We start from the raw sequence: 22,236 nt of genomic DNA, 5'->3' as shown, positions 1-22,236 counted from the left end.
CGTACGGTCGGGAGCCGAGTACGTGAACACGCGTCCGACGATAAACCGAACACGAGTCCAATAATGGAGTCCGGCCCAGGCCAACCGGCCTGGGCCGTGACCGTCCGAGCGCGAAAGAGGCCGCCCGTGACCGCACCGAATCAGCAGGCCGAGAGCACCGCAGCCCAGGTGCGGACCGTCTGCTCGTACTGCGGTGTCGGCTGCGGGATCCTCCTCGACGTCAGCACGGGTGCCGACGGCAGGCGAACCGTCCGCAAGGCGTCCGGCGACAAGGCGCACCCGGCCAATGGCGGCCGGCTGTGCACCAAGGGCGCGACGAGCGCCGACCTGCTCGCGGCCACCGGACGGCTGACGACCGCGTCGGTACGGTCGGACCGCGGCGCCGAGCCGGCGTCCCTCGCCATGGACGCCGCGATCAAGGAGACGGCGCGGCGGCTGCGCTCCATCCTCGACCGGCACGGCCCGGACGCACTTTCCTTCTACGTGTCCGGCCAGCTGACCCTGGAGGCGCAGTACCTGGCGAACAAGCTCGCCAAGGGCTTCGTCCGCACCAACCAGATCGAGTCCAACTCCCGGCTGTGCATGGCCAGCGCGGGCAGCGGCTACAAACTGTCGCTCGGCGCGGACGGCCCGCCCGGCTCGTACCAGGACTTCGAGCACGCCGATGTCTTCCTCGTCATCGGCTCCAACATGGCCGACTGCCACCCCATCCTCTTCCTGCGGCTCATGGAGCGGGTCAAGGCGGGCGCGAAGCTGATCGTGGTCGATCCCCGGCGCACGGCCACCGCTGCCAAGGCCGATCTGTTCCTCCAGATCAAGCCGGGTACGGACCTGGCGCTGCTCAACGGACTGCTGCGGCTGCTGGTCGAGAACGGTCACACCGACCCGGCCTTCATCGCGGAGCACACCGAGGGCTGGGAGGCCATGCCCGCCTTCCTCCAGGACTACTCACCCGGCACGGTCGCGGAGATCACCGGCATCCCGGAGTCCGCCATCCGCGAGGCGGCCCGGACGATCGGCGCCGCGGGCGAGTGGATGAGCTGCTGGACCATGGGCCTGAACCAGAGCACGCACGGAACCTGGAACACCAACGCGCTGGTCAACCTGCATCTGGCGACCGGAGCGATCTGCCGTCCCGGCAGCGGCCCGTTCTCGCTGACCGGACAGCCCAACGCCATGGGCGGTCGCGAGATGGGCTACATGGGGCCGGGCCTGCCGGGCCAGCGGTCGGTGCTGGTGGACGAGGACCGGGCCTTCGTCGAGGACCTGTGGGGCGTCGGGCCCGGGACCGTGCGCGCGGACGGGTCCGGCAAGGGCACCGTGGAGATGTTCCAACGGATGGCGGACGGGGACATCAAGGCGTGCTGGATCATGTGCACCAACCCCGTCGCTTCGGTGGCCAACCGCAGGACGGTCATCGAGGGCCTGGAGGCGGCGGAGCTGGTCATCACCCAGGATGTCTTCGCCGAGACCGAGACCAACGCCTACGCCGATGTCGTCCTGCCCGCGGCCCTGTGGGCGGAGTCCGAGGGCGTGATCATCAACTCGGAACGCAATCTCACGCTGAGCCGGCAGGCCGTGGATCCACCGGGTGAGGCCTGGCCGGACTGGCGGATCATCGCGCGGATCGCCTGCGAGATGGGCTTCGAGGACGCGTTCGACTACGGCAGCGCCGAGGAGATCTTCGAGGAGATCAAGCGCGCCTGGAACCCGAAGACCGGCTACGACCTGCGCGGGGTGACATACGAGCGGCTGCGCGGCACCCCCGTGCAGTGGCCCAGCGCGTCCGCGGACGGCCCGGACCGCAACCCGGTCAGGTATCTCAACGACGGTGTCAGCCAGACCCTGGTCGAGCGGGCGGACGGGACGCGGCCCCGGCTGGTCTTCCCCACCGCCTCCGGCCGCGCCGTGTTCTTCCCCCGCCCGCATCTGCCGGCGGCCGAGATGCCCGACGACGACCACCCGTACGTCCTGAACACCGGCCGGCTCCAGCACCAGTGGCACACCCTGACCAAGACCGGCAGGATCGCCAAGCTGAACAAACTCGACCCCGGCCCCTTCGTGGAGATCCACCCCCGGGACGCGGACGCGATGGGGATCGCGGAGGGCGACCGCGTCGAGGTCGCCTCCCGGCGGGGCCGGGCGGTGCTGCCGGCCGTCGTGACCGACCGCGTACGGCCGGGGAACTGCTTCGCGCCCTTCCACTGGAACGATCTGTACGGCGAGTACCTCAGCGTCAACGCGGTCACCAGCGACGCGGTCGATCCGGTCTCCTTCCAGCCCGAGTTCAAGGTCTGCGCGGTGTCGTTGACGCGGGTCGCGGCGGTGCCGCACGCCTCTCGTACGGGAGACGGGTCCGAGTCCGGGACGGGGACCGATACCGCCACAGGCGGCACAGACGACACTGGCGCCGCAGGCACCACCGGCACAGGTGGCTCGATCGGGGTGCTGGCCGGTCTGTTCGGGATCGCCGACGCGACACCGCCGGTACTGGCGGACGAGGAACGCCGCTACCTGTCCGGCTTCCTCGCGGGGATGGGCGCCGCCGGACTCGGTGACGGACTCGGCAAGGGAATCGACAACGAGCCCGCGGCCGGGCACGGAGCCTGGGCCTCCGGCACGCCGGTACTGCCCCCGCACGCGCCCCTCGCCCCCGATCACGCCCTCTGGGTCAACGGGGTCCTGGCCGGGATGTTCTCCCGCTCCCCGGGCGGACCCGCCCCCGACGCCGCACCGCCCTCCCCCGCGCCCGCCTCTCCCCGTCCCGCCGACGGACCCTCCGGTGCCACGCCCGGACGCGAGGTCGTCATCCTGTGGGCCTCCCAGACAGGCAACGCCGAAGAGGTGGCGGCGGCCGCCGCGCGACGGCTGGCCGACGACGGGCGGGAGGCGCGGCTCCTCGGCATGGACGACGGCACGCCGGACGCCCTGCCGCGCGCGGCCGACCTGCTCATCGTCACCAGCACGTTCGGTGACGGCGACGCCCCCGACAACGGCTCGCGGTTCTGGGCGGCCCTCAGCGCGCCGGGCCTCCCCCGGCTGGACGGCGTACGGTACGCGGTCCTCGCCCTCGGCGACTCCTCGTACGACGACTTCTGCGGCCATGGCCGCCGTATCGACGAACGGTTCGCGGAACTGGGCGCCGTCCGCCTGGTCCCCCGTACCGACTGCGAACCGGACTACGAACAGCCCGTAGGGCAGTGGCTCGACCAGGTGCTCACGGCTCTGGACGCATCGGCGGAACCGGCCACGAATGCCCCTGCCGCGTCATCCGTCCCGCTACAGGCACAGGCACCACCAGCGACCGCCCGCCCCTCCAAAGCCGCGCCCGCCACCGCCCGGCTGGTGGGCAACCGGCTGCTCAGCCTCCCCGGGGCCGCAAAAGAGGTACGCCGGTTCACGTTCGACACCCGTGACAGCGACGTCCCCCTCGTGTACGAGGCCGGGGACGCGCTCGGCGTACAGCCGCTGAACTGCCCGGACCTGGTCGCGGAATGGCTGGCGGTGACCGGCCTCGCCCCCGCTTCCACGATCGAGGTCCCGGGCCTCGGGAAGGTGCCGCTCGGCGAAGCCCTGCACCGCCATCTGGACATCGCGAGGGTCACCCCCGACCTGCTGCGCCTGGTCGCCGAACGCACCCACGACCGTACGGTCAAGAAGCTGCTCCGCCCGGACAACAAGGGCGAGTTGGCCCAGTGGACCTGGGGCCGGCAGGCCGTCGACATCATCGCCGAACACCCCGTCCGCGCCGGGGCCGAGGAGTGGGCCGCCTGCTTCAAACGCCTCCAGCCGCGCCTGTACTCCATATCGTCGAGCCCGCTGGCCGACCCGCACCGTATCGGTCTGACGGTCTCCGTCGTCCGGTACGACAACCACCGGGGCCGCCCGCGCAAGGGTGTCGCCTCGACCTTCCTCGCCGATGCCGCTCCCGACAGCCCGGTGCCGGTCCACGTCCAGCGCTCGGCCCATTTCCGGCCACCGGCGGACCCGGCCACTGCCATGGTGATGGTGGGTCCCGGTACGGGAGTCGCCCCCTTCGTCGGCTTCCTCGAAGAGCGGCGCGCCCGTGGCCACCGGGCGCCCAACTGGCTCTTCTTCGGAGAACAGCGGCGCGCCACCGACTTCTACTACGAGGACGAACTGGACGAGTTGCGCCGCGAGGGCACCCTGACCCGGCTGGACACCGCCTTCTCCCGCGACCAGCGCGCCAAGGTCTACGTCCAGGACCGCATGCGCGAACACGGCGCCCAGGTGTGGTCCTGGCTCCAGGACGGCGCCCACTTCTACGTATGCGGGGACGCCTCCCGGATGGCCAAGGACGTCGACCGCGCGCTGCGTGACATCGCCGTCGCCCATGGCGGCCTGGACGAGGAAGCGGCGGCCCTGTACGTCAAACAGCTCTCGGCGGACAAGCGTTACGTCCGCGACGTGTACTGACCCGGCCGGCACGCCCGGCCGCTCATCGCGCAGGGCCCCCTCAGCGGCCGGGCATCTCGATGCCGGCCCCCGGCCCCAGCGGCAGGCCGAATCCGTAGAAGATGCCGAGGATCGCCAGCCACACCACCAGGAACGGCACGACGAACACGGCGAGCCGGGAGATGAGTGTGCCGAGGCGGGCGTCCGGTTCATAGCGGCGGAGCATGGCCAGCAGGAGGAAGACGTAGGGGTTCATCGGCGTGATGATGCCGGTGGCGGAGTCGCCGATGCGGAAGGCGGCCTGGCTGAGTGCCGGAGTCATGCCGAGCAGCATGAACGCCGGTACGAAGACGGGCCCGACCAGGGACCACAGGGCGGATCCGGAGACGATGAAGAGGTTGAGGCAGGCGACCAGCAGGACGAAGGCGACGACGGCCCAGAAGCCGGTGAGGCCGATGGAGTTGAGCAGCGCGGCGGCCTTCACCGCCAGCAGCACACCGACGTTGGACCAGTTGAATACGGCGATGACCTGCGCGGCGACGAACATCAGGACGACATAGCCCGCCATGTTCCTGACCGAGGCGGACATGGCCGCGACCACGTCCTCGGTGCCGGACAGGGACTTGACCGTATAGCCGTAGACGAGTCCGGACAGCAGGAAGGCGCCGAACAGGACCGGGACGATGCCGCTGAGGACAGGCGAGGGCACGAAGGCGCCGCCCTCACCGCGCAGCGGAGCCCCGGAAGGCAGCCACAGGACGAGAACGGCCGCCGCGTAGAGCGCCAGGACGAGGCCGGTGCGGAGCAGTCCCCGGCGCTGCGCGGGGGTGAGGGTCAGGTCCTCGTTCTCGGGCTCGTCGTCGGCCGGACGGTAGGTGCCCAGGCGCGGTTCGAGGACGCGGCTGATCAGGAATCCGCCGAGCATTCCGAGGACGATGCTGCTGGACGCGGTGAAGAAGTAGTTGATGAGCAGGTGGATGTCGAGTCCGTCGGCGGCCGGCAGGACCGAGGCCGCCTGCTGGGTGATGCCGACGTAGAGGGCGTCGAGCGAGCCGATGGTGAATCCGGCGGCGTAGCCGGCGCCGACGCAGGCGAAGCCGCCGATGAGGCCCGCGACGGGGTGGCGGCCCGCGCTCTTGAAGACCATGGCCGCGAGCGGTGGGAGCACGATGGAGGCGACGTCGCTCATCATGTGGGCCTGGCAGGCGATCAGCGCCACGGCGTACGGCAGTACGGAGCGGGGAGCGCGGGCCAGAGTGGCCCGCATCAGTGTCTCCAGCAGGCCGGCCTTCTCCGCGAGCCCGACCGCCATGATCATGACCAGCACGGCCGCGATGGGCGGGAAGGTCGCGAAGTTGGGGATCAGGTTCTCCAGCAGCCAGCGCAGGCCCGCGCCGCTGAACAGCCCGTTGATGGCCTTGGTGTCGTCGGTGCCGGGGACGGTGACGGTGACGCCCGCGAGGGCGAGCGCCGTGGAGACGGCGGCCAGGACCGCGAAGAGCGACGCGAACAGGGCGATGGGGTTGGGCAGCGCGTTGCCCGCCCGCTCGATCACGGAGAGCACGCGATCGAGCCGGCCGGGCCGCTCGGAGCCGGAGGGGTCGTGGTCCGGGGTGCCCCGGTCCGGGGATCCGCCGCCCTGGGTGGCGGGATCGGCCAGTGAGGGCATCAGGACTCCTTGCCGGTTGGGGGCGCGGCCGGGAGCAGCAGATCCTTGCGGATGATCCCGTCCTGGACGACGCACAGGATGTTGGCGGGATCACCGAGGACCCCGATGTCGGCGAGCGGGTCTCCGTCGCAGATCACCAGGTCGGCGGTGCGGCCGGGGGCCAGCGTGCCGAGCCGGTCGGCCACACCGAGGAGTTCGGCGGAGGTGCGGGTTCCGGCGACGATGGCGGCCATGGGGTCCATGCCCAGGTCCACCAGGTAGCTGAGTTCCATCAGGTTCACCCCGTGCGGGCCGACGGCGGCGTCCGTGCCGAGCGCGATCCGGGCGCCGCGCTCGATGGCGCGGGCGATGTTCTCCTTGGTGATGCCGGACCAGCGGACCTTCTTCTCGTAGTGGTAGGCGGGCATCGTGGCCTTGTTGATGCCCGCGTACACCGTGGAGAGCGTCGGGACGACGAAGACGCCCCGCTCACCGGCCAGGTCCAGGGCCGGGTCGTCCAGGCCGTAGCCGTGCTCGACGCTGGTGACTCCACCGCGGATGGCGTTCAGGATGCCCGCGTTGCCCTGGGCGTGGGCGGCGACCGGCTTGCCGCCGTGGCGCCGCGCCTCGTCGACGACGGCCCTGATCTCCTCCTCCAGGAGTCCCTCGTCGTCGGGCTGGTCGTAGGGGCTGCCCATGCCGCCGGTGGCGCAGACCTTGATCAGGTCGGCGCCTTCGCGCAGCACCCGGCGTACGGCCAGTCGCGACTCGTCCGCGGTGTCGGCGATCTCGGACATCCCGGCGGTGAGGTCGGTGCCGTCGGGCATGCGCAGGTCGGCGTGGCCGCCGGTGTGGCTGATGATGCGTACGGCGGTGTGCAGCCGCGGGCCCACGATCCGCCCGCTCTCGACGGCGGTGCGGTAGCCCGCGCTCAGACCGCCCAGGTCACGGGCGGAGGTGATGCCCGCGTCGAGGGTCTGACGCAGCCGCGCGGCGGTGTCGAACGTGACGAGAACGGGGTCGAGTTCGGCCCGGCGGCTGGGCGGCGAGCCGTGCGCGTACGCGAGGTGCACATGGCAGTCGAAGAAGCCGGGCAGCACGGTACGGCCGCCGGCGTCGATGATCCGTGCGGCGTCCGTCGCCGGGGGCGCCGTCGCGGCGGGGCCCGCGTAGGTGATGGTCCCGTCGGCGTCGGCCATGACGACAGCGGGGGTCACGGGGGCCGCTCCGGTGCCGTCGATGAGGGTCGCGTTCTCGACGCGCAGCGCGGTCCTGGGGATGTCGGTCGTCAGGGGATCCGTCATGGGATCGGTGTCACTCCTCGATCAGGTGAAAGAAATGCGGGCGCGGTACGGCCCGGGAGCAGCTTGTGTCCCCGGGTACAAGGAGTGTCGGAGGTATAGGTAAATCACGTGTTACTGTGCAGCTTTCCGCCACCATTGGACCGGAATGCGCAGGGATACACCGCTCATGGAGATGCAGTCTTCCGCCACACAACGGCTGGCCCAGGCCTCTCCCGCTGCCCTGGACGAGCTGGACCGGGGCGTGGTGCACGCGCTCCAGATCCACCCCAGAGCGCCCTGGACACTGGTCGGGGAGGTGCTCGGGGTCAACCCGGTGACGGCGGCGCGGCGTTGGCAGCGGCTGGAGGAGGCGGGTCTGGCCTGGGTGACCGCTTACCCGCAGCTCTCCGATCCCCGGATCGTGGTGTCCGGCATCGTCGAGGTCGACACCGAGCCGGGCATCGGGGAGGACGTGGCCGAGGCCCTGGCCGCCGACCCCTCGGTGGCGAACGTCAAGCTCACGGCCGGCGGCCGGGATCTGGTGGCCGCCGTCCAGGCCGGCGGCCTGGAGGAACTGGCCCGCCTGACCACACTGCTGTTCCGGGGTACGCCGGGGGTGCGGGCGACCCGTACGCATGTGGCGACCGGTGTTCCCACCGAGGGCAGCCGGTGGCGGCTGCGCAGCCTCGACGCGGCGCAGTGCGCGCGGCTCGAAGAGGCCCGGCCGCACGAGGCGGCCCCTGCCGACGCGACGGTGGCCGAGCAGGCCCGCAACTCGCCGGGCGGCGCTATCGGCGGGGACGCCCTGGACACGCGGCTGCTGGAGTTGCTGTGTACCGACGGCCGGATGTCGGTGCCGGATCTGGCGGCGGCGACCGGCGGAGGTCTCACCACGGTCCGGCGCAGGCTCGGGTCGCTGCTGGCCTCACGGGTACGGCTGCGCTGCGACCTGGCCCGGCCGCTGTCCGGATGGCCGCTGTCCGCCGTGTACTTCGCGTCCGTACCGGCCCAGCACCTCCAGGAGACCGTCGGCGTGCTGTCCGGGGTGCAGGAGGTACGGTCGTGCTCGATCACGGCGGGCCCGCACAACCTGGTGATCGACGTCTGGCTGCGCACACTGGCGGACGTGCACGCCTTCGAGACACATCTGTCCCGTCGGCTGCCCCGGCTGGCCATCGATGACCGTTCGGTGGTGCTGCGTACCGTCAAGCACATGGGCCGGCTGCTGGACCGGGGCGGGCGGTGTGTCGGCGTCGTACCGCTGCGCCTTCCGCAGGGCCCGTCCCGGTCTTCCTGAACTCGCCCTTTCCCAGGACCCGTTGTGCCGAAGGCCCTTCCGTCCCGGCGCGGTGCGGGGCGGAAGGGCCTTCGGCGTGGGGCGGAAGTCCCGCGTAGGGGCTACTTGCTCACGTCCGGGTAGAAGTCACGCGGCTTCCCGGAGCGGTCCTTGAGACGGCCGAGCAGGCTGGAAGGGTATTCGATGACCCAGTAGCTCAGCACGGCCGCGGGGAGCGCGACCAGCAGCACGATCAGCACCGCCAGGGGGAAGGCCGCCTGATCGGCGGGCAGCAGCCCGGACTTCTGGAGCTGGAGCATGACCGGCTCGTGCCAGATGAAGAGGCTGTAGCTGACCAGCCCGACATAGGTGAGCCAGCGCGCCCTCAACAGGCTGTGCCACCGCACCTGTTGGGACACGTGGATGGTGCTGAAGACCAGCAGCGCCCACATCAGGCTGGTGAGCGGGTGGTAGAAGGTGTACGTGAAGTTCACCGCCGTCGAGTCCAACGAGACGTAGTACGCGCCCGCCGCCGCGACCACCGAGAGGGCCACCGCCCAGCGGGCCGGCAGCTTGCCCCGGTCGCCGAGGGCGACCATCAGCACGGCCAGGCCCATGCCCGCGGCGAAACCGCCGAAGCGGGCCTGCGGGCCGAAGTACACGGGCCAGTTGGTGTGCGGCACCGCCAGTCCGTAGTGGGCGACCGAGATCCAGACCAGCGGGATGACGAACAGCAGCAGGCAGCCTCCCGCGCACACGGCCACCCGGGCGCTCCGGCGCTTGATCGGCCGGCAGACCCGTACCGCGAGCGGTCCGAGCACCACGAGCGCGAGGTAGAACACGACCTCCAGCGACAGGGACCAGACCGGGCCCAGGGTGTAGAAGATCTGTTCCTTGCTGAACACATGGGTGAAGGTGAGGTGCTGGACAAGATCCAGCCAGTTGCCCGGCAGGCTCGAATTACGGGTCGACCACACGACCAGGACCGCGGTGAAGTACAGCGGCACGATCCGTATCGCCCGTCGGAACAGGAACACCCCGGCCGGGCGGGTCGATCCGCCGTCGATCGCGGCTCGCGCGTACGACAGCGTCAGCAGGTACGCGGAGAGCACGAAGAAGAGGTCGATCACCTCCAGGGAGAGCAGCGCACCCACGTACTGGTTGTCCACCGGCGGGTGGGAACCGTTCGCGTCGTAGCGGTAGTACAGCTGCCAGACGTGGAAGATGACCGTGCTCAGCGCGGCCAGACCACGGAAGCCCTGGATCTCCAGAGCCTTGCTGCGGGCCGGTGCGCCCTCGGGCCCCGAACCGGAGGCGGCGGACCACGCCTTGCCGGGGCGGGGCGGGGACGCCGACCCCGACTCGGCCCCGGCCGACGGCTTGCTCACCGTCGGCGTACTCACCGCCGACGCGTTCACCACTGAGGCGTTCACCGCTGATGTGCTCACGACCGGTCCGCACCCTTCTTCGCGGCGGCGCGGGGTGTGACCCGCCACTGCCGTTCTCCCAACGCCTCCTTCAGGCACGCCTGGCGCGCCAGCATGTTCTTGAAGTGGGTGTAGAAGAAGGTCGTGACGAAGACGTACCGCCAGAACCAGCTGCGGCGCCGCCGCAGTTCCGGTACGGCGAGCCGCCAGGCGAACGCGGCCTGGACCACTCCGGCCGACAGCGTGAACAGTGTCGCCAGCAGGCAGACCGGCACCGCCCAGTCGAGCTCCGTCACACCGCCCGCCTTCCACGCCGAGTACACGATGATGGGCAGCATCTGGAGTGTCAGCCACGGCTGTACCTCACGCCAGCCGAGCAGGACGAAGAGCCCCAGTTTCTGGCGGGGTGTGAACTCCGGCGAACGCAGGCCGCGCCACAGGTGCTTGAGCGAGACCTGGAGCCAGCCCTGGGCCCAGCGCGAACGCTGGTTCCACAGCGACTTCAGTGTGGTGGGCGCGAGTTCCTGCGAGACGAGCGTACGGTCCATGGTGATCCGGGCGCCCTCGTTCAGCGCGCGCAGGGTGGAGTCGATGTCCTCGGTCAGCATCGACCCGTGCATCCGGGTCCGGGCCAGCAGGTCGGTGCGCCAGAAACCGTTGGAGCCGCCGAACACACCGAATCCGTACAGCCGGGTCCGGCCCGGGTGGCTCACCGCGTAGATGGACTCGAACTCCACGGCCACCAGCTTCGCGACCCAGGAGCTGTCCCCGTTACGGATCACGCAGTGTCCCTGGACGACGTCGTAGCCGTTGGACAGCCAGTGCCAGGCGTGCTGGAAGGCGTTCGGTGCCGGGTGGTGGTCGGCGTCGAAGATGCCGACCATCTCGCCGTGCACGCGGGTGACCGCCGCGTTGATGTTCTGTGCCTTGGACGTGCTGCCCTGTACCTGGAGCAGCACCAGGCGCGGGTCGCGGCGGGCGATCTCGCGGAGCGTGTCCTCGACGGGCAGCGGGTGCGGCGTGTTGTACGCCAGCATGATCTCCAGGTCGTTCGGGTAGTCCAAGCGCAGGAAGGACTCGACCGTGTCGACGATGGTGGCGGCCTCGTTCGGCAGGTACGCGGCGATGACCGCGCTCGCCGGCGGATACGGCTGCCCGGGGTGCTCGGGACGCTCCTCCTGCCCGGCGGAGCGGTTCTGCCCCTTGGAGTCACCGGTCGCGGTGAGCGTTCCGGGCCGGTTGGACGCGGCTGCTCTGTCCGCTGTTCCCGGCCCGTCAGGACGGGGAGTCGCGTCGAGCGAGTACACACACTCCAGCACGATCAGCACCGCGGACACCACGAGCCCGGCCACCACGACCCAGTACATGGCCGATCCGAGATCCCAGCCCAGCAGGTACAGCTGCTGGTACAGCAGGAACGGTACGGCCACCCCGATCAGCAGCACCACGACCGGGGACGCCGCGGACAGCAGCGCGCGGACGGCCCCGCCGAGGCGGCGCGGGCGCCGGTGCACCGGCGCCGCGCGCATCCACGGCGCGTACATGACCGGGCGCAGATCCCGGTGTCCGATCGCCTCGTCGACGGCGTCCCGGGCCTTTTCGACGGCCTGAGTGTGGTCCGTGCATCCGTCCAGCGGGGTCCAGCCGATCGCGGGTGTCAGCCGTACGTTCTCGTCGGCGACGACGAACCGGGTGCCGGCCACCGCGCTCGCGAATCGCTCGAGGCTGCGGCGCGCCCCTTCATCGTCGATGCCCGGCATCAGCATGAGCAGGTGGCCGTCGTCGTCCCAGCCGAGCCGGTCGCACGGACTGCCGAGCTTCTCCGCCACGGCGGCCAGCCGTTCGGCGACCTCGCGGCGCACACGCGGCCCGAGCCTGGTTTCCAGGGCGACCATCTCGGCCACGCCGACCATGACCATGACGCCACCGCGGCGGCTGGCCTCGGGGCGCTGGAACTCCCGGTCGAGTTCCTCGTGGAAGTGCGGGCTGGAGTAGAGGCCGGTGCGCGGGTCGAGGAGCAGGCTCTCGACCGGTACGGGCACCCGGCGCAGCTTGGCTTCTATTCGGGCCGAGAGCTCGACCGCGTCCGATCCGTCCGCCACGCAGTCGTCGGCACCGTGGCGGAGCATGTCCACCACATCGGACGAGCCGGGGTTGGCGGTGACCATGAGCAGCGGGAGCGCCCGGCCGGCGGGGACGGCGCGGACCTCGCGGATCACATCGACCCCGTCGCGCTCGTCGTTCAGGGCGACGATCGCGTCCGGGGGAGCTTGCTGTACCTGTGCGTTGATCTGACCGGGTTCGGCGTGGCTCATCTCGTGCCCGGTCGACTGCAGGGTCCGGGTGAGCCACTCGAGCCGTGGCCCTGGCGCACCGACCGCCAGCACACGCACCGCGGGGGGCATGTCGGGCGCGGGACCGGAGAGTTCCGGAGCTGTGGCCGTTGAGCCCACCGACGTTTCCGATGGGCTTGATGGGTGCGAAGTGAGCACCTGGGGGTTTCCTTCCATGCGTGGAGGCGTGCGAACAACCGGTCAGGAGCGGATCGGTCTGCCGGTGCTTCGGCTTCTTCGGCAAGGCCCTCGGGAGCGCGTATGGGAAGGCGGTGTCGCGAAATCCATAAATGTGGTCCCATCCTGGTCGGATTGTGGGGGGAGGACCGAATTCTGGGCCGTGGTCGATTCGGGTTTCTGTGAGCTTCGTATGTAAAGACAGCCTCAATGGTCACTGTGACACCACGCCAACCAGAACGTAACGCGTTGATTAATGCCCGCCCCTGTCCGTAGCGGCGTGCGTCACACCCGCCGGGAACGGCAGTTCCGCAGGTAGCCGGAGAGTGGCTGAAAATGGGCTCACTTCGCGCGCCTCTTGGGAACCGCTTTACCTTCTGCGGTAGTTCTGAGTGCGCTCGGCAACCCCGAACGTTCAGCACAGCGACGATGTACAGCCCAAGAAGGAGCGGACGGCCACAATGGTGTTCAAGAAACTGCTCGGAGCCCTCGGTGTCGGCGGCCCCTCGGTCGACACCGTGCTGGACGGCGGATCCGCCGTACCGGGCGGCACCCTGTCCGGCCAGGTGCGCCTGCGCGGCGGCCAGTCGGACGTACACATCGAGCGGATCACGCTGGATCTGGTCGCCCGTGTCGAGGCGGAGGGAGAGGACGGGGAGAGCGAGGGCACGGTGGTCTTCGACCGTGTCACGGTCGGCGGTGGTTTCCGCCTGGCCGAGGACGCGGAGCACACCGTCCCGTTCTCGCTGACACTGCCGTGGGAGACGCCGGTGACCGAGCTCTACGGTCAGGCCCTGGGCGTGGTCCTGGGGGTACGGACCGAGCTGGAGGTGGCCGGAGCGAAGGACAAGGGCGATCTCGACCAGCTGAACGTGTCACCCCTGCCGGTCCAGGAGGCCGTCCTCGAAGCGTTCGGGCAGCTCGGCTGGGGTTTCGAATCGGCCGATCTCGAACTCGGCCGCATCGGTGGCACCGACCAGCGACTCCCCTTCTACCAGGAGCTCGAACTGACCCCGCCCGCGCAGTACGCGCATGTGGTGACCGAGATCGAGGTGACGTTCCTGGCCACATCCGGCGGCATGGACGTGATCATCGAGGCCGACAAGCGCGGCGGAGTCCTCTCGGACGGGCACGATGTGCTCAACCGGTTCACCGTCTCCCACCACAACGTGGCGAGCACGGACTGGAACGCCGAGGTGGACTCCTGGATCAAGCAGCTCGTCGACCGCCACGGCGCGCACCACGGCGGCGGTCACCACGGCGGTGGACACCACGGCGGTGGACACTCTGACGGGCATCACCACTCCGGTCCGGGCACCGGCGCCGTGGTGGCCGGTGTCGCCGCGGGCGTGGCGGTCGGTGTGGTGGGCGGCATGGTCGCCGCGGAGGTCGTCGACGAGATCGGCGACGCCTTCGAGGACGAGGAAGAAGAGGGTGGCGACGAGTAACTCCCGCACGTAGTCCCGAAGATGTACGGGGCGGTGGCGTCCGGCCGCCGCCCCGGAGGCCGGACACCACCGTCCGGCCGCCGCCCCGGAGGCCGAAGACGCCGGTGAGCGAGGGCGCGCCTACGATACGTACATGTCCGGACGCCAAGAACCCTCAACAGCGAGCGATGCGCATCAGCACACGCCCGGCGTCCGCGAACTCGCCGCCGCGGCTTCGGTCTTCGCGCTGCTCTCCGACCCCACACGGCTGCATCTGGTGTGGCTGCTCACGCACGGGGAGTCCGATGTGACCGCGCTGGCGGCCGCCTGCGGTGCGGCACGGCCCGCCGTGAGTCAGCATCTGGCCAAGCTGCGGCTGGCCGAGCTGGTGCAGTCACGCAAGGACGGCCGGCGCGTGGTCTACGCCCTCTCGGACGGGCACCTGCGCCGCCTGGTGGTCGAGGCGATCAGCCACGCCGACCATCAGGTCACCGGCAGACCCTGGCACGACTGACACCCCGTCGTCTCACGCGCCCGTCCACGCCCCTCACCTCAACGTGTGCATGAATGCGCACATGTGCATTAGATTGGTGGCCGCACCCCGCACCCGTCGGCCAAGGACGTTCGCATGCTCGCCGTGCTGCGCAACCGCACGTACAGGCACCTGTTCACCGCCCAGGTCATCGCTCTCGTCGGAACGGGCCTGGCCACCGTGGCCCTGAGTCTGCTGGCCTACGACATGGCTGGGGCGGACGCGTCCGCGGTGCTGGGCACCGCTCTGGCCGTCAAGATGGTCGCCTACGTAGGAGTCGCCCCGGCCGTCGGCGCGTTCGCCGACCGGATCCCGCGTCGGGCCCTGTTGGTGTCGATGGACCTGACCCGCGCCGTCGTCGCGCTCTCGCTGCCCTTCGTCACCGAGGTGTGGCAGGTCTACGTCCTGGTCTTCCTGCTGCAATGCGCCTCGGCCGCCTTCACCCCGGCGTTCCAGGCCACGATTCCCGAGGTGCTGCCCGAGGAGCCCGACTACACACGCGCCCTGTCCCTGTCGCGGCTGGCGTACGACCTGGAGGGCCTGTTCAGCCCGGCACTGGCCGCCGGGCTGTTGTCGCTGATCTCGTACAACTGGCTGTTCGCGGGCACCACCGCGGGTTTCCTGGCGTCGGCCGCCCTGGTGGTCTCGGTGCTGCTGCCCAGGCCCGTACCGGTGGAACGCGCGGGAGGCGTTTACAGGCAGGCGTCTTTCGGCACCCGGCTGTTCCTCGCCACCCCCAGGCTCCGCGCGCTGCTCGCCCTGGACCTGGCGGTCGCCGCGGGCGGCGCCATGGTCACCGTCAACACGGTGGTCCTGGTCCGCGAGGGCCTGGGCCGGGCCGCCGGCGACGTCTCGCTGGCGCTGGGCGCCTACGGCGCCGGATCCATGCTCGCCGCCCTGCTGCTGCCGCGCGCGCTCGACCGGGCCGGCGACCGTACGGTGATGCTGCCCGCGGCCTTCGCCCTGCCCTGCGTACTGGCCGCCGTCTCCCTCGGTACGGCTCTCGCCCCCGGCCCCTGGGCCTGGCCGGCGCTGCTCGCCGCCTGGGCCCTGCTGGGCGCCGCCACCTCGGTGGTCCTCACCCCGTGCGGGCGCCTGCTGCGACGGTCGGCGGCGGCCGGCGACCTGCCGGCCGCGTTCGCCGCGCAGTTCTCGCTGTCGCACGGCTGCTGGCTGCTCACCTACCCGCTGGCGGGCTGGCTGGCGGCAGCGGCCGGAATGCCCGTGGCGTCCGCCGTACTGGCCGTCGTGGGACTGGCCGCCGCGGTCTGCGCCATGGCCATCTGGCCGCGCACGGACCCCGACCGTCTCGACCACCTGCACAGCGAACTCCCCGCCGGGCACCCGCACGTACAGGACGCGGTCCCCACCCACGAAGGCTGGCGACACGGCCACGACTACCGCATCGACTCCCTGCACCGACGCTGGCCCGCGCCGCGGGGGCTCCCGGAGAGAGTGTGACCGCCACGGACGCGGGGAGCGGTGCGGGAGGCGACGTGGATCAGGAAGCCGGTTCCCAGACGGGCAACCAGACGTCGTTGGCGCCGCCGCTGGCGGAGCAGGCGTACTGGATCAGCGGATTCCCCTTACCGGCACCGCCCTTGACGTTCAGGCACTTGTCGCTGGACCGGACGACCACCTGGTACCCGATGCCCTTGCGCACGAACTTCCACTGCTCATTGCCGCCCGAGCCGCAGGTGTACTGGATGACCGACGTCCCGTCCGCGCTTCCACCGCCCCTCACGTTCAGACACTTGCCACTCCCCTGCGACGCGATCCGGTAGTAACCGCCGCCCGTCGCCGTGGCTTCCCAGCGCTCGTTCGCGGTACCGGAGTACGGCCACTGGATGACCTCCGTACCGTTCTCGCTCCCGCCGCCCTTGACGTTGGCTCCCTGCGCCGGGGCCGACGCGAGCCGCAGGCTGAGCCGGTCCACCGTGACCGCTCTGACCGAGTCGGCCCGGCTCGATCCGGGCTGAGCCGCATCCGGCTGAGCCGAGGCGATCGGTCCCGACGCGGCCAGGACCAGTGCGGTCCCCACGACAGCGAAGGTCGTACCCACCCGATTCCGCCTGTTTGACGACATGGATCCTCCTGATAGGTATCAGCCGGATTGTCCGGCCAAGCGAGGATCTTGCCAGGCGTTGTGGCGGCCGAGGACAGGGGTGATCTCCAAACAACTCCTTCGTGTGGCAATACGTCGATCATGCTGACCCGCGTCGTCTCTCCGTATGCCTCTTCTTCTCGCCCTGTCCGTGGCGTTCATCGCACCGCGGCTGGCTGGTGATCGCCAGGTGTGCACAGCTCTTGGTTTGAGGCTTCCGCTCACGGAGACTGAGCCGATGACACAGCGTGTGGATCTCGCGACCGTGATGGACCGGCTGGCCATCGATGAGGTGATCACTCGTTACGCGGTGACCATGGACGACGCCGACTGGCCCGGTTTCCGGGCCCTGTTCACACCGGACGGCCGCGCCGACTACACCGCGGCGGGCGGCATCGAAGGGGCGGCGGCCGAGGTCGCCGACTGGCTGGCCGGTACGTTACGGCCGTTCACCGTACGTCAGCAGCTGATCGTCAACCGGCGGCTGACCATTCAGGACCTCGGCGGTTATCCGGGCGACCGCGCCGAAATGCGGGCCGACTACCTCAACCCGTCGCGCCACGAGTCCGGTGAGGACCTGATGACCGGCGGCAGGTTCGTGTTCGGTCTGCTGCGCGCCGATGTGGGCTGGCAGCTCCGTACCGTCGTGGCCGAGGAGAGGTGGCGTCGCGTCGCGGGTTCCTCCGGCGTGCTCTGACCCCGCTTCGCGCCGTCGCATCCGGGGAAGGACAGCCTGGAGCGACTGATCGGGCAAGGCGCTGATCAGGCAGGACGAGGGGGGCGCGGTATGCGGATTCCGGCCGGTCGGCACGGACAGCCCGACAGGCACGGACGGTCCGACGGGCACAGCCAGTTGAGTCCCCCCGGCCCGTTCGGGCGGTCCGGGGCGCGCGGCCCACAGGAGCCTCAGGGACCGCCGTCCCGTCCGCGGGCGCGGTACGGACGGATACGCAGTCGCCTGATCTCGCCATGGTGGCGGGGCGCGGCGGCCGTCGTGGCCGGTGCGCTCTCCGCCCTCGCCTTTCCTGCGCCGTCGCTGTGGTGGTTCGCGTACGTCTCGCTCGTGCCCTGGATGCTGCTCATACGCTCCGCGCCCACCGCCCGTCGTGCGGCACTGGACGGGTGGCTGGGCGGCCTCGGCTTCATGGTCGCCGTACATCACTGGCTGATGCCGAGCCTGCACGTGTTCCTCGTCGTGCTGGCCGCACTGCTCGGCCTCCTCTGGGCGCCGTGGGGATGGCTCGTACGGTCCATGCTCGGCGGAGCACCGGCCGCCGGACGGGCCGCCGCCGCCCTCGCCGTGGTGCCCTCGGGCTGGCTGATGATCGAACTGATCAGGTCCTGGCAGGGACTTGGCGGCCCCTGGGGGCTGATAGGCGCCAGCCAGTGGGATGTCTCCCCCGCCCTGAGGCTCGCCTCGGTGGGCGGAGTGTGGCTGTTGAGCCTGCTGGTCGTCGCGGTGAACACCGCGCTCACCCTGCTGGTCGCGGCCACCGGGGCACGGACCACGGCGGCCATCGGCATCGTGGTGTGCGCCGTCACCGTGGGATCGGTCTGGGCCTGGGTGCCGAGGGCCGAGCAGTCGGGCCAGGCACGGATCGCGGTCGTGCAGCCGGGTGTTGTCGCCGGGGCCGATGCCGTGGAGCGCCGGTTCAGCCGCGGTGAGGCCCTGACGCGCGGCCTGGCCGGGCAGGACGTGGATCTGGTGGTGTGGGGCGAGAGCAGCGTCAGCTCCGATCTCTCGGCGCGGCCCGATCTGGCAGCGCGCCTCGCCGCGCTCTCCCGCGCGGTCGGTGCCGAGATACTGGTCAATGTGGACGCCCGCAGCACCGACGCGTCGGGCCGCGTCGGCATCTTCAAACGTGCCGTCCTCGTCGGTCCGAACGGCCCCACGGGCGATACGTACGACAAGATGCGCCTGGTGCCCTTCGGTGAGTACATACCGGCCCGTGCCGCGCTGGGCTGGGCCACCTCGGTGGGCAAGGCCGCGGGCGAGGACCGGGTGTCCGGCACCCGGCAAGAGATCATGACCCTGCCGGGCGGGGAGCGGGACGGGGCCGGACCCGGAGGCGGCGGATTGCGGTTCGGGCCGCTGGTCTGCTTCGAGACGGCGTTCCCCGACATGAGCAGGCACCTGGTCGCGGACGGTGCGCAGGTACTGGTGGCACAGTCTTCCACCTCGTCGTTCCAGCACAGTTGGGCGCCGGAGCAGCATGCCTCGCTGGCGGCGCTGCGGGCCGCGGAGACCGGCCGGCCGATGGTGCATGCCACGCTCACGGGTGTCAGCGCGGTCTTCGGGCCGAACGGCGAGCGGGTCGGCGGCGCGATCGGGACGGACCGCGGCACGGCCGCCGTGTACGACATCCCGCTGGCCCGGGGCACGACTCCGTACGTCAGGTTCGGCGACTGGGCGGTCCACGGCGCCCTCGCCGTACTGGTGACGCTCTGCGCCGTGAGGGGCGTACGGTCGCTCAGGCGGCCTGGTCCGACGCCGCCCGTACCACGCGCTCGCACAACTCGTGAGTCCGCAGCGCATCCCGCGCGCTGAGCGTCTTCCCCGCCCGTACGGCGTCGAGGAAGGCCAGGACGCACTGTTCGATGCCGCGCTGGCGGGCCACCGGAACCCAGTCGCCGCGCCGCCGCACGCTCGGCTGTCCCTTGTGGTCGATGATCGTCGCGAGATCGTGGACGGCCCGCTTGGTGTCCTGGCCCGACACTTCGAGGATCTCCTCGGAGGAACCGCTCAGCCGGTTCATCATGCCGATGGCGGTGAAGCCGTCGCCGGAGAGCTGGAGCACGACGTGGTGCAGCAGCCCGTCCCGCGTCCGCGCCCGTACGTCGGTGTGTTCGACCGGCCCCGGGAGCAGGAACCGCAGGGTGTCGACGACATGGATGAAATCGTCCAGGACGAAGGTGCGCGGGTCCTCGGGCAGCCCGACCCGGTTCTTCTGCAACAGGATCAGCTCGCGCGGATGCTCCAGACACTGCGCGTACCCGGGCGCGTAACGGCGGTTGAAGCCCACGGCCAGGCTCACCCCCCGCTCCTCCGCGAGGCCCACCACGCGCTCCGATTCGGCGAGTTCGTACGCGATGGGCTTGTCGACATAGGTCGGTACGCCCGCCTCGAGCAGCCGTGTGACGATCTCGGCGTGCGCGGCGGTCGGGGCATGCACGAACGCGGCGTCGAGATCCTGGGCCAGCAGCGAGTCGAGACCGGCGTGGCAGTGCGCTGCCGGGATGCGGTGGGCCTCGGCGGTCCTCGTCAGGGTGGCGGGGGTACGGGTGTGCAGGTGCGGTTCGATCCCGGGAAGCGTGGTCAGCACCGGCAGATACGCCTTCTGCGCGATATCGCCGAGCCCGATGCAGCCGACCTTCACGAGGGCCTCCCCTGCCAATCCGTTGCCTGCCGCCGCTTGCTGCCACTGCGGCCTGCTACTGCCTGTTGCTGCCTGGTACCGCTGTCCGCTGTCGTGCCGTGCCGTGCCGTGCCGTGCCGTGCCGTGCCGTCCGGGAAGCATACGTGCGCGGTGACGGCCCGCGGCCGGCGATCCTCGCGGAGTGACGCGGTACGGAGCAGGGGCGGGGCCGGGCGCTCGTGCGAATAAGCCGTGGCCCGCGCGGGGGCCCGTACGTGAGGATGACCGGCATGACGACACCTGAGCGCAACGAACCCTCCACCGTCGCCGGCGAACGCGACATGCTGGAGAGCTGGCTGGAGTACCACCGCGAGACCCTGGCCCTGAAATGCGCGGGGCTCGACGACAAGCAGCTCCGCGAGGCGTCCGTCCCACCCTCGGACCTGACCCTGCTCGGCCTCGTACGGCATATGGCCGAGGTCGAGGCCGGCTGGTTCCGCAACGTACTGGCCGACGAGAAGGCCGCGCCCCTCTACTTCAGCGATGCCGACCCGGACGGGGACTTCCATCCCGGCGCGGACGACACCTGGGAGGGGACCCACGCCGCCTGGCGGGCCGAGATCGCCCACGCCCGTGAACTGGCCGCCTCACGCGCCCTCGACGACCTCGGCGACGGCCCCCGTCGCCACCGGATCACGGGCGAGCCGTACAACCTCCGCTGGATCTACGTCCACATGATCGAGGAGTACGCGCGGCACAACGGTCACGCCGACCTCCTCCGTGAGCGGGTCGACGGTGTGACCGGCGACTGACCGGAGACCGGCGGGAGTTGACCGGCGAGGGGCGGGAGTTGCCGGAAACCGGTGGGAGTGGCCCGGGACCGGCCGGTCGCCTTCTCGACCCGTTCTTTCAAGGCGACGGTCCAGGAACAGGTTCCCCCGCGGACGACCGTGGACGACCGAGTGGACCCGCGTGATTGACCGCCGTCACCCGTCCGGGCCAATCGGCGCCCTTCCGCTCCCCAACGGCTGCCACACCCAGCAGAGTTGCGTGGATGCACCGAAGAAGAAGCGCAGCCATGGTCCTGGTGGGCGTGGCGGTCACGGCCGTCTCCGGGTGTGTGGCCGTGCAGCCACGCCCCGCACCAGGATCCGAACCGAAGCCCGGGGCGAGCAGCGGGGTCCTCAGGCCGGGAGCCGCCGAACCGCAGTTCGGCCAGTCTCCGGCCGACGAGGCACTGGAGGCGGCCGTCTCCGCCCGGAGTCCGCGACCGGCTCCGCGCCCCTCCCCGGAGGTCCACCGGACGACGCCCGACCGGGCACCCGGGACCGTACGCACCTCAGCCGCGCCCGCGCCGAAGGAGCGTCCGGGCGAGCGGCCGGCGCAACGGTGGACCTTCCGGCTCCCGACGGCCTCGGCCGCCATCACCGATGTCTGCGCCCTCGGCGAGATGTACGGCGACTGGCCGGCGGGCAGCCCCCAGGACCGTATCTGCCGCGAGACATACCGGAATTGACCGGCCGCGCCCCCGTCGGCGGCCGGATGCTCCTCACCGCTCGCGCAGCCGGCGCTCAAGCCGGTCGATCCCCGCCCGCACTCCGTCCCCGTATCCGTCGTCCCCCAGGGCATCGGCCGCGTCACGCGCCCGGTCCAGATGGAGCCGCGCCGCCTCCGGACGCTCCAGCTTCATGTAGTCGGCGGCGAGATTGAGATGGAGCGAGGGATAGAAGGAACGCACGGCCGGTGAGACACCAACTGCCCTGACCGGCCGTGCCTCACCCCCGTCGCTCTCCCCACCCTCGTCGCTCTCCCCACGCCAGTCGTTCTGCCCGTTCTGCCCGTTCTCCCCGCTGCCGTCGCCTGCCTCGCCCCGGGCGTTGTCCTTCGCTCTCCCGGTCAGCCCGTCGGCAGCGGTCAGCGCCCGCAGATCCCAGGCCAGTTCATCGCCCGGGTCGTCCTGCGTGTCCGCCATGTAATGCGCGAGCGTGCAGCGATGGAGCGGGTCGCCCGCCTCCCCGATCTCCGTCCAGAGCTCGCCGAAGCGATTGCGCGCCTCTTCCCGGTCACCGCCGTGGAGGAGCATGGCCGCCTGGCCGATCCTGGTCATGACGGCGTCCTCCGACGCCTCCTGCTGCTCCATCGCTGCCGCCTTCGCTGCCGCCCGTACCGGGATGATCCGGATCCGACGGTAGCCGCCGTCACCGGCAATCCCCCTCAGGCTCGGGCACACGGCCCGAGACTGTCGGCAGGCCCGGGG

At 70.8% G+C, this 22,236-nt stretch carries 16 protein-coding genes; 9 read left to right on the top strand and 7 right to left on the bottom strand.

The features are described from left to right. Positions 1–126: 126 nt before the first annotated feature. The gene (locus ACIOJD_RS12785; protein ID WP_401911888.1) at positions 127–4,437 is read left to right on the top strand and encodes a molybdopterin-dependent oxidoreductase; all 4,311 of its coding nucleotides are present in this window, start codon (positions 127–129) and stop codon (positions 4,435–4,437) included. Between the two features lie 40 nt (positions 4,438–4,477). On the opposite strand, the gene ACIOJD_RS12780 is transcribed toward ACIOJD_RS12785, so the two are convergent. Both ACIOJD_RS12780 and ACIOJD_RS12775 read right to left on the bottom strand, forming a co-directional pair. Further along, a complete protein-coding gene (locus ACIOJD_RS12780) occupies positions 4,478–6,085 on the bottom strand; it encodes an AbgT family transporter (protein ID WP_401911886.1) in 1,608 nt (535 codons plus the stop codon). Beyond that, positions 6,085–7,368: an amidohydrolase family protein gene (locus ACIOJD_RS12775; RefSeq protein ID WP_401911884.1), complete on the bottom strand. Its 1,284-nt coding sequence runs from the start codon at positions 7,366–7,368 to the stop codon at positions 6,085–6,087. Before ACIOJD_RS12775 ends, ACIOJD_RS12780 begins: the two co-directional genes overlap by 1 nt. Positions 7,369–7,534: 166 nt before the next feature. Between ACIOJD_RS12775 and ACIOJD_RS12770 the strand changes: the two genes are divergently transcribed. Beyond that, a complete protein-coding gene (locus ACIOJD_RS12770) occupies positions 7,535–8,644 on the top strand; it encodes an Lrp/AsnC family transcriptional regulator (protein ID WP_401911881.1) in 1,110 nt (369 codons plus the stop codon). Positions 8,645–8,745: 101 nt separating this feature from the next. On the opposite strand, the gene ACIOJD_RS12765 is transcribed toward ACIOJD_RS12770, so the two are convergent. Then, positions 8,746–10,071: an acyltransferase family protein gene (locus tag ACIOJD_RS12765; protein ID WP_401911878.1), complete on the bottom strand. Its 1,326-nt coding sequence runs from the start codon at positions 10,069–10,071 to the stop codon at positions 8,746–8,748. After that, complete coding sequence (locus ACIOJD_RS12760) at positions 10,068–12,365, bottom strand: glycosyltransferase (RefSeq protein WP_401911875.1); 2,298 nt, start codon at positions 12,363–12,365, stop codon at positions 10,068–10,070. Before ACIOJD_RS12760 ends, ACIOJD_RS12765 begins: the two co-directional genes overlap by 4 nt. A gap of 656 nt (positions 12,366–13,021) precedes the next feature. Between ACIOJD_RS12760 and ACIOJD_RS12755 the strand changes: the two genes are divergently transcribed. The 3 genes from ACIOJD_RS12755 (at position 13,022) to ACIOJD_RS12745 (ending at position 15,980) form a co-directional block, all read left to right on the top strand. Further along, complete coding sequence (locus tag ACIOJD_RS12755) at positions 13,022–14,008, top strand: sporulation protein (protein WP_401911874.1); 987 nt, start codon at positions 13,022–13,024, stop codon at positions 14,006–14,008. Between the two features lie 133 nt (positions 14,009–14,141). After that, positions 14,142–14,501 carry an ArsR/SmtB family transcription factor gene (locus ACIOJD_RS12750; protein WP_401911871.1) on the top strand — a complete coding sequence of 120 codons (360 nt, stop codon included), beginning with the start codon at positions 14,142–14,144 and terminating at the stop codon, positions 14,499–14,501. A 114-nt stretch (positions 14,502–14,615) separates the two neighbouring features. Next, a complete protein-coding gene (locus tag ACIOJD_RS12745) occupies positions 14,616–15,980 on the top strand; it encodes an MFS transporter (RefSeq protein WP_401911869.1) in 1,365 nt (454 codons plus the stop codon). Between the two features lie 40 nt (positions 15,981–16,020). Here the strand turns inward: ACIOJD_RS12745 and ACIOJD_RS12740 are convergent, their stop codons facing one another. Beyond that, on the bottom strand, positions 16,021–16,605 hold the full coding sequence (locus tag ACIOJD_RS12740; RefSeq protein ID WP_401911867.1) for an RICIN domain-containing protein: 585 nt from the start codon (positions 16,603–16,605) through the stop codon (positions 16,021–16,023). 256 nt (positions 16,606–16,861) lie between these two features. Here ACIOJD_RS12740 and ACIOJD_RS12735 point away from each other — a divergent pair, with 256 nt between their 5' ends. Further along, positions 16,862–17,320, top strand: a complete 459-nt coding sequence (locus ACIOJD_RS12735) for a nuclear transport factor 2 family protein (RefSeq protein WP_401911865.1) — start codon at positions 16,862–16,864, stop codon at positions 17,318–17,320. Positions 17,321–17,617: 297 nt separating this feature from the next. Further along, positions 17,618–19,171, top strand: a complete 1,554-nt coding sequence (gene lnt, locus ACIOJD_RS12730; protein WP_401911862.1) for an apolipoprotein N-acyltransferase — start codon at positions 17,618–17,620, stop codon at positions 19,169–19,171. Here the strand turns inward: lnt and ACIOJD_RS12725 are convergent. Beyond that, entirely contained in the window at positions 19,095–20,000 is a 906-nt protein-coding gene (locus tag ACIOJD_RS12725; RefSeq protein ID WP_401913849.1) for a Gfo/Idh/MocA family protein, read from the bottom strand. The genes lnt and ACIOJD_RS12725 overlap by 77 nt on opposite strands. A 269-nt stretch (positions 20,001–20,269) precedes the next feature. On the opposite strand from ACIOJD_RS12725, the gene ACIOJD_RS12720 reads away from it, so the two are divergent. Together ACIOJD_RS12720 and ACIOJD_RS12715 are read left to right on the top strand one after the other, a co-directional pair. Beyond that, entirely contained in the window at positions 20,270–20,791 is a 522-nt protein-coding gene (locus ACIOJD_RS12720; protein ID WP_401911859.1) for a DinB family protein, read from the top strand. Between the two features lie 242 nt (positions 20,792–21,033). Next, on the top strand, positions 21,034–21,495 hold the full coding sequence (locus tag ACIOJD_RS12715) for a hypothetical protein (RefSeq protein ID WP_401911857.1): 462 nt from the start codon (positions 21,034–21,036) through the stop codon (positions 21,493–21,495). A 33-nt stretch (positions 21,496–21,528) separates the two neighbouring features. Here the strand turns inward: ACIOJD_RS12715 and ACIOJD_RS12710 are convergent, their stop codons facing one another. Further along, complete coding sequence (locus tag ACIOJD_RS12710; RefSeq protein WP_401911856.1) at positions 21,529–22,119, bottom strand: hypothetical protein; 591 nt, start codon at positions 22,117–22,119, stop codon at positions 21,529–21,531. Positions 22,120–22,236: the final 117 nt, after the last annotated feature.

It is taken from the genome of Streptomyces sp. NPDC088116, from assembly GCF_044741745.1.
Lineage (GTDB): Bacteria > Actinomycetota > Actinomycetes > Streptomycetales > Streptomycetaceae > Streptomyces.
This window is presented reverse-complemented; position numbering and strand designations above follow the sequence as displayed.